Consider the following 18,513-nt stretch of genomic DNA (forward strand, 5'->3'; position numbering starts at 1 on the left):
TCTCGTACAAGCAAAGCGGGTCTTACAAGCTGCAAAGCGGTCTTACGAATTCGGCGGTCTTACGAAGTCGGGCGAAAAGTCAGTGCGTACGGGAGTGCCGGACATGCGCGCACGCAGGGTGATCGGATAGCAAAGCCCTATGGCGGTCTTCGTCGCGCTCGGCGCGTTCCTGATGACGCTGGCCGGCGGCTGGACGGCACAGCGCGTGACCGACCGCCGTCATCTGGTCCTGGGCCTGGCCGGCGGTCTGATGCTGGGCGTGGTCGGCCTGGACCTGCTGCCGGAGGCGCTGGACGCGGCGGACGCGGACGTCTTCGGCGTACCCGCGGCCCTGGTGCTCTTCGTGGCGGGTTTCCTCCTCGCCCACCTGGTGCAACGGCTGCTGGCCGCACGCGCGGCACACGAGCCGAACGGCCGGACGCCCGAGGTGGGCCTGTCGGCGGGGGCCGCGATGGTCGGACACAGCGCCATGGACGGCATCGCGATCGGCGCCGCGTTCCAGGTCGGCGGGGACATGGGCGTGGCGGTCGCGCTCGCCGTGATCGCGCACGACTTCGCGGACGGCTTCAACACGTACACGATCACCCGCCTCTACGGGAACGCCCGCCGCCGAGCGCTCGTCATGCTGGTGGCGGACGCGGCGGCCCCCGTCGCCGGCGCGGCCTCCACGCTCCTGTTCACCATCCCGGAGGAACTGCTCGGCTACTACCTCGGCCTGTTCGGCGGCGCACTGCTCTGCCTCGCCGCGTCCGAGATCCTCCCCGAGGCCCACCACATGCGGCCCGCCCGCTCGACCCTGCTCTGCACGATCGCCGGAGCGGCGTTCATCTGGCTGGTGGTGGGCATCTCCGGCTGAACCGTCCGCACCCTGGCCGTTCACAGCTTGCCGCCCCGCCCGCCGTCCCGCCGCGCGGGCGCGATCAGCGTCGACAGATAGGGGAGGGGTTCACCGTCGAGCTCGGCGGCAGGCCGCACGGACTCCTCCGGCAGCCCGAGCGCCGACCCCCATACGGCGTCGTCCAGCCGCCCGGTCTCCCGCAGCGCCTCCGCGACCTCCCCGGCCTGCCGCCCGAACTTGTACGCGACGACGGTCCCGGGCCCGGCCAGCGCATCCTTGAGCACGGCGGCCCCCGCGGTCACCGGCACGAGCGTGAGCGGCTCGGTCCCCTCGGTCAGCACGGCCCCCGACCGCGAGGCGAGATCCTGCATGGCGGTGATCCCGGGCACGGTCTCCACGACGGTTCCGGGCACCAACTCGCCGATGGTCTGCGCGAGGTAGGTGAACGTGGAGTAGACGTTGGGATCCCCGATGGTCGCGAAGGCAACGACCCCATGTGTCCTGAGCAGTTGGGCCACCCGCTCCCCGGCAGCATCCCAGGCAGCCTCACGCCGCCCACGATCGCTCCGCTCGTTCAGCGCGAAGACGACCCGCACAACTTTCTCTTCGGGCACATAATGCAAGACGGTGGCCTCGGCCCGCCCCCGCTCGCCGCCATCTTTCCCATCAAATGCAGCCATCACCGGCACGACGACGACATCGGCGGCACGCAGAGCATTGACGCCCTTGACGGTCACCAGCTCCGGATCGCCGGGCCCCACCCCGACTCCGATCAACCTGCTGCTGCTCATGACGTCCGGCACCTCTCCACGAACCGACGGGCCACACCGGGCGCGGACGCCCAGTGCGTGTGCAGATAACTCGCATGCACACCCTGCTGTACGAAACCTTCGACCCGCCGCTCAGGAGCACGTACACCCCACGCGGGAGCGGCCCCCGCCCCCGGCTCGACGACCGTCCGATGAAACTCATGCCCCCGCATCCGCACGCCGGCGCCCGCGATCACACTGTCACTCACGGCAACAGCATCCCGATACCCCAGCGTGAGCCGCCCGCTCATCCGAGCCGTCGCATCGAGCACCCCGCACATGGGCAGCCCATCCAACTCCCGGCACAGATAGAGCAGCCCAGCACACTCGGCGGCGACAGGAGCCCCGGACTCCGCGAGGGCGGCGACGGCTTTGCGCAGGGGTTCGTTGGCGGACAGCTCAGCGGCATACACCTCAGGGAACCCGCCCCCGATGACCAACCCGCAGGTGCCGTCAGGGAGTTGTTCATCGCGGAGGGGATCGAAGACGACGACTTCCGCACCAGCGGCCGCAAGCAGCTCGGTGTGCTCAGCGTAGGAGAACGTGAACGCGGCCCCACCGGCCACGGCGACGCGCTTCAGCCCGTCCGGCGTTTGAGGACGAGGCCGAAGGCCGATGGGGTCCAGGGGCGAAGCCCCGGTGGGGGTCCAGGGGGCGGAGTCCCCTGGCGGGGTCGAAGGGGCGGAGCCCCTGGAGGATGGGACGGGTAGGGGCGGCGGGGGCGAAGAACCCAGCACCTCAGCCGCATCCCAAGCCGCACACGACAACGCCCCCGCCCCCCGAGCCAACGCCATCACCGCATCCAGATCACACCCGTCGGAGACCTGCGCCCCCATAGCCGCAACAGCCTCCACAGCCTCCCCCCGCCGCTCCGCAACCGGAACCAACCCCAGATGCCGCGACGGCGTATCCACCTGTGGCGCCCGCCTCAACACACCCAGAACCGGTACCCCCACCGACTCCAACGCCTCCCGCAACAACTCCTCATGCCGATCCGAAGCCACCTTGTTCAGGATCACGCCCCCGACCCGAACCTCCGGATCCCAGGACACAAACCCATGCACCAACGCCGCCACGGACCGCGACTGCGACGACGCATCGACAACCAGCACCACCGGCGCCCGCAGCAACTTCGCCACATGAGCGGTGGACGCCAGCTCACCCTCCCCCGCGGCCCCGTCATACAGCCCCATCACCCCCTCGACCACGGCGATGTCACACCCCCGCGCCCCATGCGCGAACAACGGCCCGATCAACTCCGGCCCGCACAGATACGCATCGAGATTCCGCCCCACCCGCCCGGTCGCCAGCGCGTGATACCCGGGATCGATGTAGTCCGGCCCCACCTTGTGCGGAGACACGACAAGCCCCCGCGCGGCGAACGCGGCCATCAACCCCGTGGCAACGGTGGTCTTACCGCTGCCCGACGACGGCGCGGCGACGACCACCCGAGGAACAGACATCACCACTCGATGCCTCTCTGCCCCTTCTGCCCGGCGTCCATCGGATGCTTGACCTTGGACATGTCGGTCACGAGATCGGCGAAGTCGACCAGCTTCTCCGGCGCGTTCCGCCCGGTGATCACGACATGCTGGGTCCCCGGCCGGTCCCGCAGCACAGCCACGACCTCATCGACGTCGACCCACCCCCAGTGCATCGGATAGGCGAACTCATCCAGCACGTACAGCTGGTACGTCTCGGCGGCCAGATCCCGCTTGACCTGCTCCCAGCCCTCCCGCGCCTTCTCCTCGTTGTCCATCTGGGAGTCCCGCTGCACCCAGGACCACCCCTCGCCCATCTTGTGCCAGGCGACGGACCCGCCCTCACCGGAGTCCCCGAGCACCCGCAGCGCCCGCTCCTCGCCGACCTTCCACTTGGCGGACTTGACGAACTGGAACACCCCGATGGGCCACCCCTGATTCCAGGCCCTGAGCGCCAGCCCGAAAGCAGCGGTCGACTTGCCCTTCCCGACCCCGGTGTGCACCACCACCAAAGGCCGATTACGCCGCTGACGAGTCGTCAGCCCATCGTTCGGCACGACACTCGGCTGTCCCTGAGGCATTACGCGGCCCTCCTCTGTACGTCCTTCACCAGCCCGGCGATGGAGTCCGCCCGCAGCTCGTCCAGCGTCACGGCCGTACCCCCCAGCTCACCGGCAAGCTGCCCGGCGAGACCCAGCCGCACGGGCCCGGACTCACAGTCGACCACCACCGAAGCGATCCCCTCGGCGGCGAACAACCGAGCCGCCCGCCCGGCCAGCACAACCGGCTCCGGCCCACCGGTCGCCCGCCCGTCCGTCACCACGACAACCAGCGCCCGCCGAGCGGGATCCCGCAGCCGCTCCACCCGCAGCACGTCATGCGCCTTCAGCAACCCGGCGGCCAGCGGCGTCCGCCCACCCGTCGGCAGGGACTCCAGCCGAGCAGCCGCGGCATCCACGGACGAGGTCGGCGGCAGAGCCACATCGGCGCTCGACCCCCGGAACGTCACCAACCCCACCTTGTCCCGCCGCTGATACGCGTCGAGCAGCAGCGACACCACAGCCCCCTTCACGGCACTCATCCGCTGCCGCGCCGCCATCGACCCGGACGCGTCGACGACGAACAGCACGAGATTCCCCTCGCGCCCTTCCCGCGTCGCCTGCCGCAGATCGTCCCGCCGCACGACGAGCCCACGCCCGACCCGCCCACGCGCCCGCTGATGCGGCGCCGCCGCCTGCACGGTCGCCGCCAGATGCAGCTTGGTCAGCGCCCCTCGTGGCCGCCGCGCCCCCGTCGTCCGCCCGTGCTCGGTCCGCGCCCGCGAACGCCGCCCGGCGGCACCCTGCCCGATACCGGGGACGCTCAGCACCTTCGTACGAAACGGTTCCGAGGCCCGTACGGCGGACTGCTCCCCGGCGCCGGAGGCCTGCGGCTCGCCGTCCTCACCGGCCTCGGGCCGAGCGCCCGTGTCACCACCCTGCGGACCGTCGTCCGGAGCCGGCTGCCCGCCACCCCCGCCCGGACCCGGCCCACCGTCATCGGGATCAGGATCGGGATCGTGGTCGTCGTCGCCGGAGAACTCCTCCAGCGTCTCGTCGAGCTTGTCCTCGTCAAGTCCCGGCGCGTCAAAGGGATTCCGTCGCCGCCGGTGCGGCAGCGCGAGCAGCGCGGCCTGCCGTACGTCCTCCGCCAGCACCTCGGTCCGCCCGGCCCACGCCGCGAGCGCGGTGGCCGTCCGCGCCATCACGATGTCGGCCCGCATGCCGTCCACCTCGAAGGCGGCACAGGTCGCCGCGATCTGCCGCAGCGCCCCGTCGCCCAGCCGCACCGACGGCAGCAACTCCCGTGCCGCGACGATACGTTGACGTACCGCTGCCTCCTCGTCCGCCCAACGGGCCGCGAAACCGGCCGGATCGTCGTCGTAGGCGAGCCTGCGCCGTACGACCTCCACCCGCTGCTCCGGCTCCCGCGACGCCGCGACCTCCACGGTCAGCCCGAACCGGTCGAGCAACTGCGGCCGCAGCTCGCCCTCTTCGGGGTTCATGGTCCCGACGAGCAGGAACCGCGCGGCGTGCCGGACCGACACCCCCTCCCGCTCGACATACGACGCACCCATCGCGGCCGCGTCCAGGAGCAGGTCGACCAGGTGGTCGTGGAGGAGGTTGACCTCGTCGACGTAGAGGATCCCGCGGTGCGCGTCGGCGAGCAGGCCGGGCTCGAAGGCCTTGACTCCTTCCGCCAGCGCCCGCTCGATGTCGAGCGCGCCGACGAGCCGGTCCTCGGAGGCGCCGACGGGCAGCTCGACCATGCGCGCGGGGCGCGTGGTCCCGCTGCCGGTCTCGTGCGGACCGTCGGGGCAGCCCGGGTCGGGCGCGCCCGGATCGCAGGAGAAACGGCACCCGGCGACCACGTCCACCTCCGGCAGCAGCACCGAAAGCGCCCGCACCGCCGTCGACTTGGCCGTGCCCTTCTCGCCGCGCACCAGCACACCGCCCACCGCCGGGGACACGGCGTTCAGCAGCAGCGCGAGCCGCAGATCGTCCTGGCCGACGACGGCCGTGAAAGGAAAGGGAGTACTCACTGGTCGTCGCCCTCCAGGTCGCCTTCGAGCTCCAGGTAGGTGGCCCGCAGCCGCTCCAGCGTGTCCGCGTCGGGCTCCGCCCACAGTCCACGGTCGGCCGCTTCGAGCAGCCGCTCGGTGATGCCGCGCAGCGCCCACGGGTTGGACTTCTTCATGAAGTCCCGGTTCTCCGGGTCGAAGACGTACTCCGCGCTCAGCTTCTCGTACATCCAGTCGTCCACGACCCCGGCCGTCGCGTCGTAGCCGAAGAGATAGTCGACGGTGGCCGCCATCTCGAAGGCACCCTTGTAGCCGTGCCGCCGCATCGCCGCCATCCAGCGCGGGTTGACGACACGGGCGCGGAAGACGCGGTGCGTCTCCTCGCCGAGGGTGCGGGTCTTGACCTGGTCGGGGGTGGCGGAGTCGCCGACGTAGGCCTCGGGGCTGGTGCCCGTCAGATGGCGCACCATGGCGACCATGCCGCCGTGGTACTGGAAGTAGTCGTCGGCGTCGACGAGGTCGTGCTCGCGCGTGTCGACGTTCTTGGCGGCGACGGCGATCCGCCTGAACGCCGTCTCCATGTCCCCGCGCGCCGCCCGCCCGTCCAGCCCGCGCCCGTAGGCGTAGCCGCCCCAGACGGCGTACACCTCGGCGAGGTCGGCGTCGGAGCGCCAGTTGCGGGCGTCGATGAGCGGGAGCAATCCGGCGCCGTACGCACCCGGCTTCGAGCCGAAGATACGGGCCGTCGCGCGCCGTCGGTCACCGTGCTCGGCGGTGTCCGCGTCGGAGTGCGCCTTCACGTAGTTCTGGTCGGCGGGCTCGTCCAGCTCGGCGACCTTGCGTACGGCGTCGTCGATCAGCCCGACCACGTGCGGGAACGCGTCCCGGAAGAAGCCGGAGATGCGGACCGTGACGTCGATGCGAGGACGGCCCAGCTCGGTGAGGGGCACGATCTCGAAGCCGGTCACGCGGCGCGAGGCGTCGTCCCACACCGGTCGGCAGCCCAGCAGCGCGAGGATCTCGGCGATGTCGTCGCCCTGGGTGCGCATGGCGGACGTACCCCAGACCGTCAGGCCCACGGACTTCGGGTACTCCCCGGAGTCCTGGAGATACCGCTGCACCAGCGAGTCAGCAAGGGACTGCCCGACCTCCCAACTCAGCCTCGACGGGATGGCCTTGGGGTCGACGGAGTAGAAGTTGCGGCCGGTCGGCAGGACGTTGACGAGCCCGCGGGTGGGGGAGCCGGAGGGGCCCGCCGGGACGTAGCCGCCGTCGAGGGCCTTGAGGATGTGCCCGATCTCGTCGGTGGTACGGGCGAGCCGGGGCACGACCTCGGTGCAGGCGAACTCCAACACGGCCACGGCGTCCGGGAGTTCGGTGCCGAGGACGTCGGCGACCAGGGAACGGGCCGCCGAGACCGCCCAGTCGCGCTCCTCCATCCCCTCCGCCATCCGCCGGCACAGCTGCTCCAGCAGGTCGATCGCGTCGGCGGCGGAACGGGAGGGACCATCCACGAGGTCCGACAGCTCGACCGGAACCTTCAACGGAGCCCCCGGCTCGGCCAGCAACTCCTTCTCGCTGAGCCCGAAATGGGCCGCGAGGGAAGCCCTGAGCCCTGGCAGGGCGTTCGCCTGGCCGCCCCACACCTGCGAGGCGCGCAGCACGGCGAGCACCAGGTTCACGCGCGGCTCGCCGACCGGGCCGCCGCCCAGGATGTGCAGCCCGTCGCGGATCTGCACGTCCTTGATCTCGCACAGATAGCCGTCGATGTGCATGACGAACTCGTCGAACGCGTCGTCGTCCGGCTGGTCGTCCACATGCAGGTCGTGGTGCAGCTCGGCCGCCTTCACCAGCGTCCAGATCTGCGCCCGGACCGCCGGAGCCTTCGTCGGGTCCAGGTCGGAGACGAGCGCGTACTCGTCGAGCAGCTGCTCCAGCTTGGCCAGGTCGCCGTACGTGTCGGCACGGGCCATCGGCGGTACGAGGTGGTCGACGACGGTGGCATGGCCGCGGCGCTTGGCCTGGGTGCCCTCGCCCGGGTCGTTGACGATGAACGGGTAGATCAGCGGGAGTTCACCGAGCACGGCGTCCGGCGCGCAGCCTCCGCTGAGCCCGAGCCCCTTGCCCGGCAGCCACTCCATCGTGCCGTGCTTGCCCATGTGCACGATGGCGTCGGCGCCGAAGCTGTTCTCCAGCCACCTGTACGCGGCCATGTAGTGGTGGGACGGCGGCATGTCCGGGTCGTGATAGATCGCGATCGGGTTCTCGCCGAAGCCGCGCGGCGGCTGGATCATCACGACGACGTTCCCGAACTGGAGCGAGGCGAGCACGATGTCGTCCCCGTCGACGTACAGCGAGCCAGGCGGCTCACCCCACGCCTCCAGCATCGCGTCCTTGAGTTCCGGGTCCAGCTTGCCGAACCACGCCTGATAGTCGGCGAGCGGGACGCGCGCGGGCGCGGAGGCCAGCTGGTCCTCGGTCAGCCACTCGACGTCGTGTCCGCCGGCCTCGATGAGCCGGTGGATCAACTCGTCGCCGTTGTCGGGGTATTCGGTGAGGCTGTATCCGGCATCCTTCAGGGCGTCCAGCACCTGAATTGCCGAGGCGGGCGTGTCGAGGCCGACCGCGTTGCCCACGCGCGAGTGCTTCGTCGGGTACGCGGTGAAGACGAGCGCGAGCTTCTTGTCGGCGTTGGCCTTGTGCTTCAACTTCGCATGTCGTACGGCGATCCCGGCGACCCGCGCGGCTCGCTCGGGGTCGGCGACGTACACGGGGACGTCGTCCGGGCCCTGCTCCTTGAAGGAGAAGGGAACCGTGATGAGCCGCCCGTCGAATTCCGGGATCGCGACCTGCATCGCGGCGTCCATGGGGGAGAGGGCGGCGTCGGACTCGTCCCAGGCCGCCTTCGACGACGTAAGACAAAGTCCTTGCAGCACCGGCACATCGAGGTCGGCGAGCGCCCCGATGTCCCAGGCCTCCTCGTCGCCGCCGGCCGAGGCCTGCGAGGCGTGCGTGCCGCCGGCGGCGAGGACGGTGGCGATCAGGGCGTCGGCCTTCGCGAGGATCTCGTACAGCCCGGCGTCGGCCCCGCGCAGCGAACCGCAGTACACGGGAAGGGCGTTGACGCCCCGCGCCTCGATGGCGTCACACAAGGTGTCGACGAAGGAGGTGTTGCCGCTGAGCTCATGCGCCCGGTAGAAGAGCACGCCGACGGTGGGCCGGCCTGCGACCAGAGGACGCTCGCCGTGGACGCCGTACTCCGGCATCTTCTGCGGCTCGACGAACCCCTCACCCGTCAGCAGCACGGTGTCGGACAGGAACCGCGCCAGCTCGGTGAGGTTGGCGGGCCCGCCCTCGACGAGGTACCGCAGCGCCTCCGCCACCACACCCGCGGGCACGGAGGACTCGGCCATCAACTCCGCGTCGGGCACGGCCTCTCCACCGAGCAGCACGGTGGGAACACCGGACGCCTTGAGCGCGGCGAGCCCGTCCTCCCAGGCCCGTTTGCCGCCCAGCAGCCGTACGACGGCGATGTCCGCGCCCTCGACAAGGCTCGGGAGTTCCTGGTCGACGTCCACGCGGGTCGGGTTGCCGATCCGGTAGTCGGCACCGGAAGCGGCCCGGGCCGCCAACAGATCCGTGTCGGCGGTCGACAACAACAACACTGTGCTCATGCGGGCGCTCCCGGTGGAATGAAAGGCAGTCCTTGCGGCGCGCCCGACTCGATGAGCCGCCAGAGCGCGTCCGTGTCCGCGTGCTGTTCGATCAGATCGCCGAGCCGGTCGAGCTGCTCCTCGCGCAGCGCGGCGAACGAAGTGTCGGGGGCCGGTACGAAACGGCGGCCCGCGGCGGCGGCCACCTCACGCAGGAAGGCCCGCCGGAAACCGTCCGACTCCAACGAGCCGTGCCAGTGCGTACCCCAGGTCTGGCCGACCCGGCAGCCGTCCAAGAAGGGTTCCCCGCCGCCGACTTCGGCGACCCCGTGGTGGATCTCGTACCCCTCGACGCGCTCGCCGAGAGCCTCACCGGCGGGCCGGGTGAGGGTCTTCTCCCGCGCGAACCGCACGCGGACGGGCAGCACCCCGAGGCCCTCGACCTGCCCGCGCCGGCTCTCGACCTCGTCCTCGATGTGCTCGCCGAGGACCTGGAATCCACCGCAGATACCGAGGATGGGCCGCTGCTCGGCGGACCTCCGCACGAGGGCGTCCGCGAGGCCCCGCTCCCGCAGCCACTCCAGCGCGCGGACGGTCCCCCGGGTACCCGGGATCACCACCAGGTCCGCGTCCGCCAGCTCCTCCGGCCGGTCCACGAACCGCACCACGACGCCGGGTTCGGCGGCGAGGGCGTCGACGTCGGTGAAGTTGGACATGAGCGGGACGGCGCAGACGGCGACCCGCAGCACGTCAGCGCCGACGGGGGAGGAGACCGTGGACTCCCTCACCGCCCCCCGCAGAGAGACCCGCAGCCCGTCCTCCTCATCGATCCCGAGGCCGTGCCGGAAGGGCAGGACGCCGTACGTCCGCCGCCCCGTGAGGTCGTGCAGCATGTCGAGGCCGGGCTCCAACAGGCTGACGTCGCCCCGGAACTTGTTGACGAGGAACCCGGCGACGAGTGCCTGGTCCTCGGGCGAAAGCAGCGCCACGGTCCCGAAGAAGGAGGCGAAGACACCACCGCGGTCGATGTCACCCACCACAAGCACAGGCAGCCCGGCATTACGGGCGATGCCCATGTTGACGATGTCGGTCCGCCGCAGATTGATCTCGGCCGGAGAGCCGGCCCCCTCACAGATCACCGCGTCATACGTGCCCCGCAACTCGGCAAGACAGTCGAGCACGGTACCGAGCAGCCGCTCCTGCCGCCCCCCGTGATACCCCCGCGCACTCAGCTCCCCCACGGGCTTCCCCATGAGCACGACCTGACTGCTCTGTTCGCCACCGGGCTTGAGCAGCACGGGATTCATCAACGCGGTCGGCTCGACGCGACAGGCCTGCGCCTGCATGGCCTGCGCCCGCCCGATCTCCGCGCCCTCCCGGGTCACGAACGAATTGAGGGACATGTTCTGCGCCTTGAACGGCGCGACCTTGACCCCCTGCCGCACCAACCACCGGCAGATCCCGGCGGTGACGACGCTCTTGCCGGCGTCGGAGGTGGTGCCGGCGACGAGGAGTCCACCGCCTGTCATGAGGTACGCCCCTTCACGATGCGGCGCGCGGCGACACAGACGCCGAGCGCGAGCCAGCCGACGCGCCTGGACAGCCGTACGGCCGCTTCGATGTCCTGCGTACCGACGGTGCGCCCGGCCCCGTTCAGCACGGGCCGGTGCTCGACCCGTCCGCCGTACGACAGGGTCCCGCCCAGCCGCACGCCGAGCGCCCCCGCGAACGAGGCCTCCACGGGCCCGGCGTTGGGGCTGGGGTGCTGGGCGGCATCGGCACGCCAGGCTCGTACGGCTGCACGGGGGTCACCGCCGGCGACGGTGGCGAGTACGGCGGTCAGCCGCGATCCCGGCCACCCCGCCACGTCGTCGAGCCGGGCCGAAGCCCAGCCGTACCGCCGGTACTTGGGCGACTTGTGCCCCACCATGGCGTCGAGCGTGTTCACGGCCCGGAACCCCACGAGCCCGGGAACGCCACCCACAGCGCCCCACACCAGCGCCCCCACGACGGCATCGGAGGTGTTCTCGGCGACGGACTCCACCACGGCCCGGGCGATCCCGTCCGCATCCAGCGCCTGCGGATCCCGCCCGCACAGATGCGGCAGCCGCGCCCGAGCCCCCTCGACGTCCCCAGCCTCCAGCGCACGCCCGATGCCCCGCGCCTCCCGGGCGAGCGAAGTCCCCCCGACGACCGCCCAGGTGGCGGCGCCGGTCAGGGCGGCGGATGCGGTGGGAGACGTACGCACGACACGAGCGGCGAGCGCCCCGACGGCCACGGCGCCACCGGCGCACACGGCGGTGTGCAGCGCGCCCCACCCGCGATGGTCGCGCCACAACACCTTTTCCACGGCCCCGGCGACCCGCCCGAACGCGGCGACCGGATGCCCCCGGCGCGGATCGCCGAGCAGCAGGTCGCCGAGGAGTCCGGCGGCGGCGCCGTACGCGAAGTCGCGATCGGCGGGCATGGAGCTCAGCCGACCGCGGGGTCAGACAGAGACCTGGTACTGAACCTCGAACGGCAGCCGAGCATCGCGATATGTCCTCACTCAGGGTGTCCACGCCCTGGTTCGACGAGACCGGCGGCGAGAGTTCCTGGCTCCCGGGGCTTTCTACCCCGGTGACAGTGGCGGGACCGCGCCGGACTCACACCGGCTTCCTCTTCTGCCGCCGTACATGGCCCCGGCAGTCCACCACGGGGTTGGAAGGGCCGTCAACTTGCCGTTGACCTGCGCGGGGAGAGTGTGCAGAAGCCCACATCGCTACCACGCCGACCGGTGCGCTGTGGGTGACTCGTGGTGCATTCCCCTCGGGCGGGCGGCATTCGATGATCCGGCTTGTGATCACGGAGGGTGAGATTCTGGAATATCACGTACGCGCCATAGGGGGCGCAACGGACGCGGGAGGGGACGCGCGGTGACGTACGTGGGCGAAATGCTGCTGGATGACGGGCAGATCGTGCTGCTGGAGGTGGCGGGCGACGGCCCGGCCGGAGTGCAGCGGGTGTCCCGTGGCGGAGTGGTCGCCGGCGCGGCCGAAACTCTCCAGCAGGCGCTGGGCCGGGTACGTCCTGCCCTCGGCGCCGTACTGGACGGTGCGCAGGGGCTGCCGAGACCGCCCGGCTCGGTGACCGTGGAGTTCGGGATCACGCTCAGCGCCGAGGCGGGGGTCGTGGTGGCACGGGGCTCCACCGAGGCGCACTTCACGGTCACCATGGAATGGCCGAATCCGGACCGAACCGACATCCCGGGGCAGCGTGATGATGACGCTGCCGTCTGACGACGAACTCACGCGGGGGATCGCACGGTTCTGGAACGGCGACGGAGAGGTCACGGGCAGCGGTTTCCTGATCGCCGAGCGGACGCTGTGCACCTGCGCCCATGTGGTGGCGAACGCGCTGGGCACGTCCGACACCGATCCGGCCCCGCCCGCCGCACCGGTGACCCTCGACTTCCCCTTGCTGACCCCGCCCTCGGCCCGGCTGACGGCGACGGTGACGCACTGGCGGCCGGTCGCCGGGGACGGCGGGGGTGACATCGCGCTACTGGCCTTGGAGGCCATCGTCCCCGGAACCACTCCGGTGCGTTTCGCGGGCGGTACGGCGGTCTGGGACCACCGGTTCCGAGTGCTGGGCTTCCCCTTGCGCTCCGACGACCATGGCCTATGGGCGCACGGCCGGCTCCGGGCTCCCGTCGGCAGGGGCTGGACCTCCATGGAGCCCACCGAGTCCCGTCGCGGGCTGCCCGTCGGACAGGGCTTCAGCGGGGCGCCGGTCTGGGACATCGAGCAGGGCGGTGTGGTCGGCATGACGGTGGCCGCGGACGTCGGCTCCGGGGCGACGACCGCGTACCTCATCCCCACCGCGCTGCTGCTCGGGCTGGAACCTGCGCACCTGGCCTGTCCCTTCCGGGGCCTCGAATCCTTCCGGGAGGAGGACGCGGGGGTGTTCTTCGCCCGGCGGGCGGAGAGCGAACGGATCGCCGAGGCCCTCCGCGCGCACCCCTTCGTTCCCGTGGCCGGGGCATCGGGGGTGGGGAAGTCGTCGTTGGTCCGGGCGGGGGTGCTCCCCCTGCTCAGGTCCGCCGGCCACACGGTGACGGACTTCGCGGGCCAGCCGGACACGGATCCCGTGCGGACTCTGGCAGAGGCGGTCGGTGGGCAGTTCCCACCGGCACGCGACCTGGCACAACGGCTGGGCCGCGATCCGGAAACGGCCACCCTGCTCGGTGCGCGGATCCTCGAACTGGCCGGGACGGCAGGCCATGTCATCCTCCTCGACCAGTTCGAGGAGACGGTGGGGGCGCGTCCCTCCGACGCCCGCGCCCTGCTCGATGTGCTGCTGCCGATGGCCCGCGCCGCACACCCGGCGGGGCGCCGCCTCCGCGTCCTGGCCACCCTGCGCTCCGCTTCTCTCGAGGAACTCGTCACCGGTGGACACGCCGAGGCGCTCAGCGGCACGGTCCAGATGGTTGCGCCGATGACCCCGGCCCAGTTGGACGAGGTGGTCCGCCGCCCCATCGACGCCATCCCGGGCGTGGAGTTCGAACCGGGCCTGCCGGAACTGCTCGTCTCCGACGCGGGCGGCGAGCCCGGCGCCCTTCCTCTGGTGGAGTTCGCCCTCGCCGAACTCTGGGACCGTCGGCAGCACGGCCGCCTCACGCACGCCGCGTACCGGGAGATCGGCGGCGTCGAAGGGGCGTTGTCCCGGTATGCGGACCAACAACTGGCCCAGGTCTGCAAGACTCCGGACGGCCCGGACGAGACGACGGCCCGCCGCCTCTTCGAACGCCTGGCCCGTCCGGTCGGAGGCAAGGAGTACGCCCGTGTGGCCCGGGCCTTCGGCCAACTCCCACCCGAACTCCGTGCCGCCGCCCAAGCGCTGGCCGGGACCCGTCTCCTGGTCATCTCATGTGACAGCTCGGGGAAGGAGACGGTGGCGCTGGCCCATGAGGCGCTCGTACGGAAGTGGCCGACGTTGCGCGGCTGGCTCGACGAGTCACGCGCCTTCCTCGCCTGGCACGAGAAGCTGCGGGGCCGCTTGCGGGAGTGGGAGGACAGCGGACGCCACAACGACTTGCTGCTGCGTGGACAGGAGCTGACCGCCGCGAAGACCCGCGCGGCGCAGCGGCCGGCGGAACTCTCCACGGAGGAGAGCGAGTTCATCCGCCTGAGCCGGCAGCATCACAGACGTTCGGTGCGACGGGGACGTACCGCGATCACTCTGGTGTCCTGCCTTGTGGCCCTCGTGGCTGGGCTGAGCCTCGTGTCCTTTGTGCTCATCCAGGGTGGGAAGGAGAACGATCAGCGGGAGGCCGCGCGCAGGCTGGCAGGCTATGCCGAGAGCCGCGCTGCAAAGGACCCGGTGGCGGCGGCCTTGCTGGCGCTCAGCGCGCGCCGGACCAGCGATGTGCCAGAGGCGCGGCAGGCGGTGACACGAACCGCGTTGCCGTTGTCGCGGGCGACCAGGGTGCAGCGGATGTTCCCCGAGGGGGAAGTGCTTCATGCCGCTGCGTCCGTGGATGGGCGACTGATCGCCGTGCTGCACCGTCGGGAGGACGATCGCAGCGTCGGCATCTTCGTACTGAGGCTTGGCCTGGATGGCGGCCTGTCGGAGGAGCGGCGGCCACGAAGTGTGCCGGCTCAGGCGGACGCAGTGGCCGTCAGCGACGACGGATCGAAGATCGCCGCCGGTGGGTTGGACGGATGGGTGAGGGTATGGAGGACCGGTCAGCGGAATCCGGTGAGTAAGTGGCGATGGGGCGCTGATCCCGGCGACGGGTGGGGGCCCTCTCGCCTGGACTTCTCTGCTCGGGGAGACCTGCTGCTGCACGTTGTCTCCGATGGCGGTTCGGACGCGTGCAGCGACGAAGACGTCAAGCACTCGTTTTACATCCGGGATGTCCCGGGCCGCAGTCAACGCACCGTTCCGGATGGGTTCTTCGACGGTGACGACTGCGTGTCCGATGTCGCACTGCCCGCGGAGGGCGGACCGGACCAGGTCAGTGCTGTCACCTGGAAGGAAGTGGGCACGGAGGAGGAACCCGCACAGGAGTACCGCCTCAAGAGTGCCGCGCTGTCGAACAGTGTGGATCAGATGACGCAGGGATCCGATGTGCTGGACGGGGTTGTGCTGGGCATCGGCGGTAGAGCGACTGCTCGACTTCCATCGGGCGGCAGGGCGTGGGTCCTCAGTGCGGCAGGCTCGGTGGGACACGAGAGCAAGGCAGACCTGGGCCGTGAAGGCATGGACGAAATGGATACAAGCGGGCGTTTCGTCGTCATGCGTGACGCTGAGATCAGCGCCGCCGACGGGGACCACGATGCGATGCCGCTGGTACTGGAGGACAGCCGTACGGGAAAGCGGTACAGCACGACTGTTCCCATCGGTATGGATGCGGGCCTTGTCACGGTAGTGCCCCGTACAGGGCGACAGACTCCGCTGGTGCTTGTCCTGCAGGGCCGCGACGTGCTGATGTTCTCGACGCTTCCGACGGAGTATCCGGTCATCAGCAGGTTGACAGAGCTGGAAGGGGTTGCACGGGGGTCGTCCGGTCAGCCCCTCGTCGAGCTTGTCAGCGGTGAACCCACGTCCGATGGGGACATCCCCTACGCCCTGTTGAGCAGGATGGGAGGGAAGGCGCACGAGAAGCAGCTGCATCAGGATCAGGGAACTGCCGAGGTCGTCGCGAGTGTTGACGGCCGCCACGTCGTGGCATGGGACAGCGACGGATGGCAGTTGTGGACGGCGCCCGACCTTGACTACGTGACGGGCAGGTCCTCACCTACCGATAAGAACGGGGAGATCATCGAGGAGCGTGCACTCGAGATCTCCAGCGTTCAGCCCCTGGGGCAGGCGGACTTCCTCCTCCTGGGACGAACGGGCCTGAGCCGACTGTACGGAGCCGACGGGCGGCTGGTCCGCCTGGCTGAGCCGGACTGTCCTGTCGACACCCTCTCCAACCCTCGGTTCTGCCTGGCTGCCGCAGAACGTCCGGGAGGCAAGGGCGAGATCGTGATTCTGCGGAGAGACGGGCAGGCGGAGTTGTGGAGTCCGAAGACCGGCCACCAAAGCCCAAAGGCGTCGTTGGGGTGGATGGAAGCAGGAGATCTTGTGTTCGGACCGGAGGGCGAGGTAGCAGCGCTTACCACCGATGACGAAGTCATGCTGTGGTGGCCTGGCACGGACCGGAGCAAAACGCTGGCCACCGGTACACGTGCAGTCGGTCCGTTTCGCGCGGACGGTCGGACGCTCGTACTGGCCCGGCGGAGCACGAGCGAGAGGAGGGACAAGGAAAGCCTGGAGCTCTGGGACACGAAGCGAGCCGAGCTCGTCAGCCCGCTGCACCTCTGGTCTCCCTGGGACACCTTGCGGTTCGGGCAGGACACGATCTCCGCGGAATCCGAACTCGGCTGGGTAACCCTGTCGCTGGGACCTCTTCGGGGTCATCCGGACGGTCTCTGCGACGTACTGGCCGATTACCCGGTTGAGGACGTGGGGGATCTGCTCAATGCTGCCGAGAAGGTTTCGGACGACGCCGACACGGGCCCTCCTTGCCGACCCGAGTAGGGGCCTTCGGCGCGGTGGACCCGTGCAGACTGGGTCAGGCGACGATCAGATAGATCCCGTACCCCACCGCCGCCGCGCAGGCCGCGAAGCAGGTGTACGCGCCGGTGGCCGCGAGTGCGGCCGAGTCGCCCTGGGACATGGCGCGTTCGCGGCGGGAGAGGCCCGCGACGCCGAGGGTGAACAGGGACACGAGGGCCACGGTGACCACGAGGCTGACGCCGAAGACGGAGCCGAGGGCCGCCCAGTCGATCTTCATGTTGCTGCTTTCGCTTTCTGGGGGAACCGGGTGGGGGTCAGACCGTGGCCTGCGAAGGCGCCGGATCGGAGGCCGGGGCGGGGATCGTGGCCGTCAGCTCGTCGGTCGCGGTGCCCGTGGGCGGCGGGGTCACCGCGGCGATCGCCGTCGTCACCACGCCCGCCGGTTCCTCCGTCGTGTCGTTGACGTTCGTGTGGTCGACGACCTCGCGGCGGGAGCGCTGCCAGATCGCGGCGCTGGAGGCGATCAGGAAGACGGCGACCAGGGCGGTGCCCCAGCTGCCGAAGCCGGTCACCCATTCCGCGACGGCTCCGACCAGCGCCGCCGCCGGCAGCGTCAGGCCCCAGGCGACGAACATCCGGGTGGCCGTGGACCAGCGGACGACGCCGCCCTTGCGGCCGAGGCCCGCGCCCATCACCGCGCCGGAGACGGAGTGCGTGGTGGAGAGGGAGAAGCCGATGTGGGAGGAGGCCAGGATGACCGTGGCCGCGCTGGTCTGGGCGGCGAAGCCCTGCTGCGGCTGGAGGTCGGTCAGGCCCTTGCCCATGGTGCGGATGATGCGCCAGCCGCCGAGGTAGGTGCCGAGTGCGATGGCCAGGCCCGCGGAGAGGATCACCCAGGTGGGAGGGTTCGAGCCGGGGGCGATGGCGCCGCCGGTGACCAGGGCGAGGGTGATGATGCCCATCGTCTTCTGCGCGTCATTGGTGCCGTGGGCCAGGGAGACCAGGCCGGCGGAGGCGATCTGGCCGGCGCGGTAGCCCTTCGCGGCGGCCTTGCCGTCGGCCTTCTTGCCGAGCGAGTACGACAGCCGCGTGGCGAGCAGCGCGGCGATGCCCGCGACGAGCGGGGCGGCGATCGCCGGGATCAGCACCTTGGTGACCAGCACGTCGCCGTGGACCGCGCCGACGCCGGCCGAGGCGATGGTGGCGCCGATCAGACCGCCCATGAGGGCGTGCGAGGAGCTGGACGGGAGACCGACCAGCCAGGTCAGCAGGTTCCAGAGAATCGCGCCGACCAGGGCGGCGAAGATGACCTCGGGACGTATGCCGGTCTCGTCGACGAGACCCTTGGAGATGGTGTTGGCGACCTCCACCGAGAGGAAGGCGCCGACGAGGTTGAGGACGGCGGACATGGCCACCGCGACCTTGGGTCTGAGCGCACCGGTCGAGATGGTCGTGGCCATCGCGTTGGCGGTGTCGTGGAAACCGTTCGTGAAATCAAACGCGAGAGCGGTGATCACCACAATCGCGAGGATCAGCGAGAAGCTTTCCATTTACCCAGGCAATCGTTCGAAGTCGTTGGCCGGATGAACGTAGGTAACCTGAGTGAACGGAAGATGAACTAGGAAGG

General features: G+C 70.5%; 12 protein-coding genes and 1 riboswitch. Of the genes, 3 read left to right on the forward strand and 9 right to left on the reverse strand.

Annotated features, from left to right (window positions below; all coding sequences use genetic code 11):
* Window positions 1-139: 139 nt before the first annotated feature.
* Window positions 140-856 (forward strand): ZIP family metal transporter, encoded by a 717-nt coding sequence (locus ACTWQO_RS28670; protein WP_443240251.1) that lies wholly within the window; start codon window positions 140-142, stop codon window positions 854-856.
* Window positions 857-876: 20 nt separating this feature from the next.
* Here ACTWQO_RS28670 and cobI read toward each other — a convergent pair whose 3' ends face one another.
* The 7 genes from cobI to ACTWQO_RS28705 are packed head-to-tail and all read right to left on the reverse strand — an operon-like array spanning window position 877 to window position 11,808.
* Window positions 877-1,641, reverse strand: a complete 765-nt coding sequence (gene cobI, locus ACTWQO_RS28675; protein WP_443240252.1) for a precorrin-2 C(20)-methyltransferase — start codon at window positions 1,639-1,641, stop codon at window positions 877-879.
* A complete protein-coding gene (locus ACTWQO_RS28680) occupies window positions 1,626-3,110 on the reverse strand; it encodes a cobyrinate a,c-diamide synthase (protein WP_443240253.1) in 1,485 nt (494 codons plus the stop codon). Before ACTWQO_RS28680 ends, cobI begins: the two co-directional genes overlap by 16 nt.
* The gene (gene cobO / locus ACTWQO_RS28685) at window positions 3,110-3,709 is read right to left on the reverse strand and encodes a cob(I)yrinic acid a,c-diamide adenosyltransferase (protein ID WP_443240254.1); all 600 of its coding nucleotides are present in this window, start codon (window positions 3,707-3,709) and stop codon (window positions 3,110-3,112) included. Before cobO ends, ACTWQO_RS28680 begins: the two co-directional genes overlap by 1 nt.
* Entirely contained in the window at window positions 3,709-5,709 is a 2,001-nt protein-coding gene (locus tag ACTWQO_RS28690) for a putative cobaltochelatase (protein ID WP_443240255.1), read from the reverse strand. Before ACTWQO_RS28690 ends, cobO begins: the two co-directional genes overlap by 1 nt.
* Entirely contained in the window at window positions 5,706-9,362 is a 3,657-nt protein-coding gene (gene cobN, locus ACTWQO_RS28695) for a cobaltochelatase subunit CobN (RefSeq protein WP_443240256.1), read from the reverse strand. The genes ACTWQO_RS28690 and cobN overlap by 4 nt, the downstream gene beginning before the upstream one ends.
* Entirely contained in the window at window positions 9,359-10,870 is a 1,512-nt protein-coding gene (locus tag ACTWQO_RS28700) for a cobyric acid synthase (RefSeq protein ID WP_443240257.1), read from the reverse strand. The genes cobN and ACTWQO_RS28700 overlap by 4 nt, the downstream gene beginning before the upstream one ends.
* A complete protein-coding gene (locus ACTWQO_RS28705) occupies window positions 10,867-11,808 on the reverse strand; it encodes a cobalamin biosynthesis protein (RefSeq protein WP_443240258.1) in 942 nt (313 codons plus the stop codon). Before ACTWQO_RS28705 ends, ACTWQO_RS28700 begins: the two co-directional genes overlap by 4 nt.
* A gap of 102 nt (window positions 11,809-11,910) precedes the next feature.
* A riboswitch (cobalamin riboswitch) is annotated at window positions 11,911-12,050 on the reverse strand.
* A gap of 206 nt (window positions 12,051-12,256) precedes the next feature.
* Between ACTWQO_RS28705 and ACTWQO_RS28710 the strand changes: the two genes are divergently transcribed.
* Together ACTWQO_RS28710 and ACTWQO_RS28715 are read left to right on the forward strand one after the other, a co-directional pair.
* Window positions 12,257-12,619 (forward strand): CU044_2847 family protein, encoded by a 363-nt coding sequence (locus tag ACTWQO_RS28710; protein ID WP_443240259.1) that lies wholly within the window; start codon window positions 12,257-12,259, stop codon window positions 12,617-12,619.
* On the forward strand, window positions 12,603-16,907 hold the full coding sequence (locus ACTWQO_RS28715) for an nSTAND1 domain-containing NTPase (protein WP_443240260.1): 4,305 nt from the start codon (window positions 12,603-12,605) through the stop codon (window positions 16,905-16,907). Before ACTWQO_RS28710 ends, ACTWQO_RS28715 begins: the two co-directional genes overlap by 17 nt.
* A 34-nt stretch (window positions 16,908-16,941) precedes the next feature.
* Here ACTWQO_RS28715 and ACTWQO_RS28720 read toward each other — a convergent pair whose 3' ends face one another.
* Window positions 16,942-17,163: a hypothetical protein gene (locus ACTWQO_RS28720; RefSeq protein WP_443240261.1), complete on the reverse strand. Its 222-nt coding sequence runs from the start codon at window positions 17,161-17,163 to the stop codon at window positions 16,942-16,944.
* A gap of 37 nt (window positions 17,164-17,200) precedes the next feature.
* A complete protein-coding gene (locus ACTWQO_RS28725) occupies window positions 17,201-18,436 on the reverse strand; it encodes an inorganic phosphate transporter (RefSeq protein ID WP_443240262.1) in 1,236 nt (411 codons plus the stop codon).
* Window positions 18,437-18,513: the final 77 nt, after the last annotated feature.

It is taken from the genome of Streptomyces sp. 4N124 (genome assembly GCF_052245395.1).
Lineage (GTDB): Bacteria > Actinomycetota > Actinomycetes > Streptomycetales > Streptomycetaceae > Streptomyces.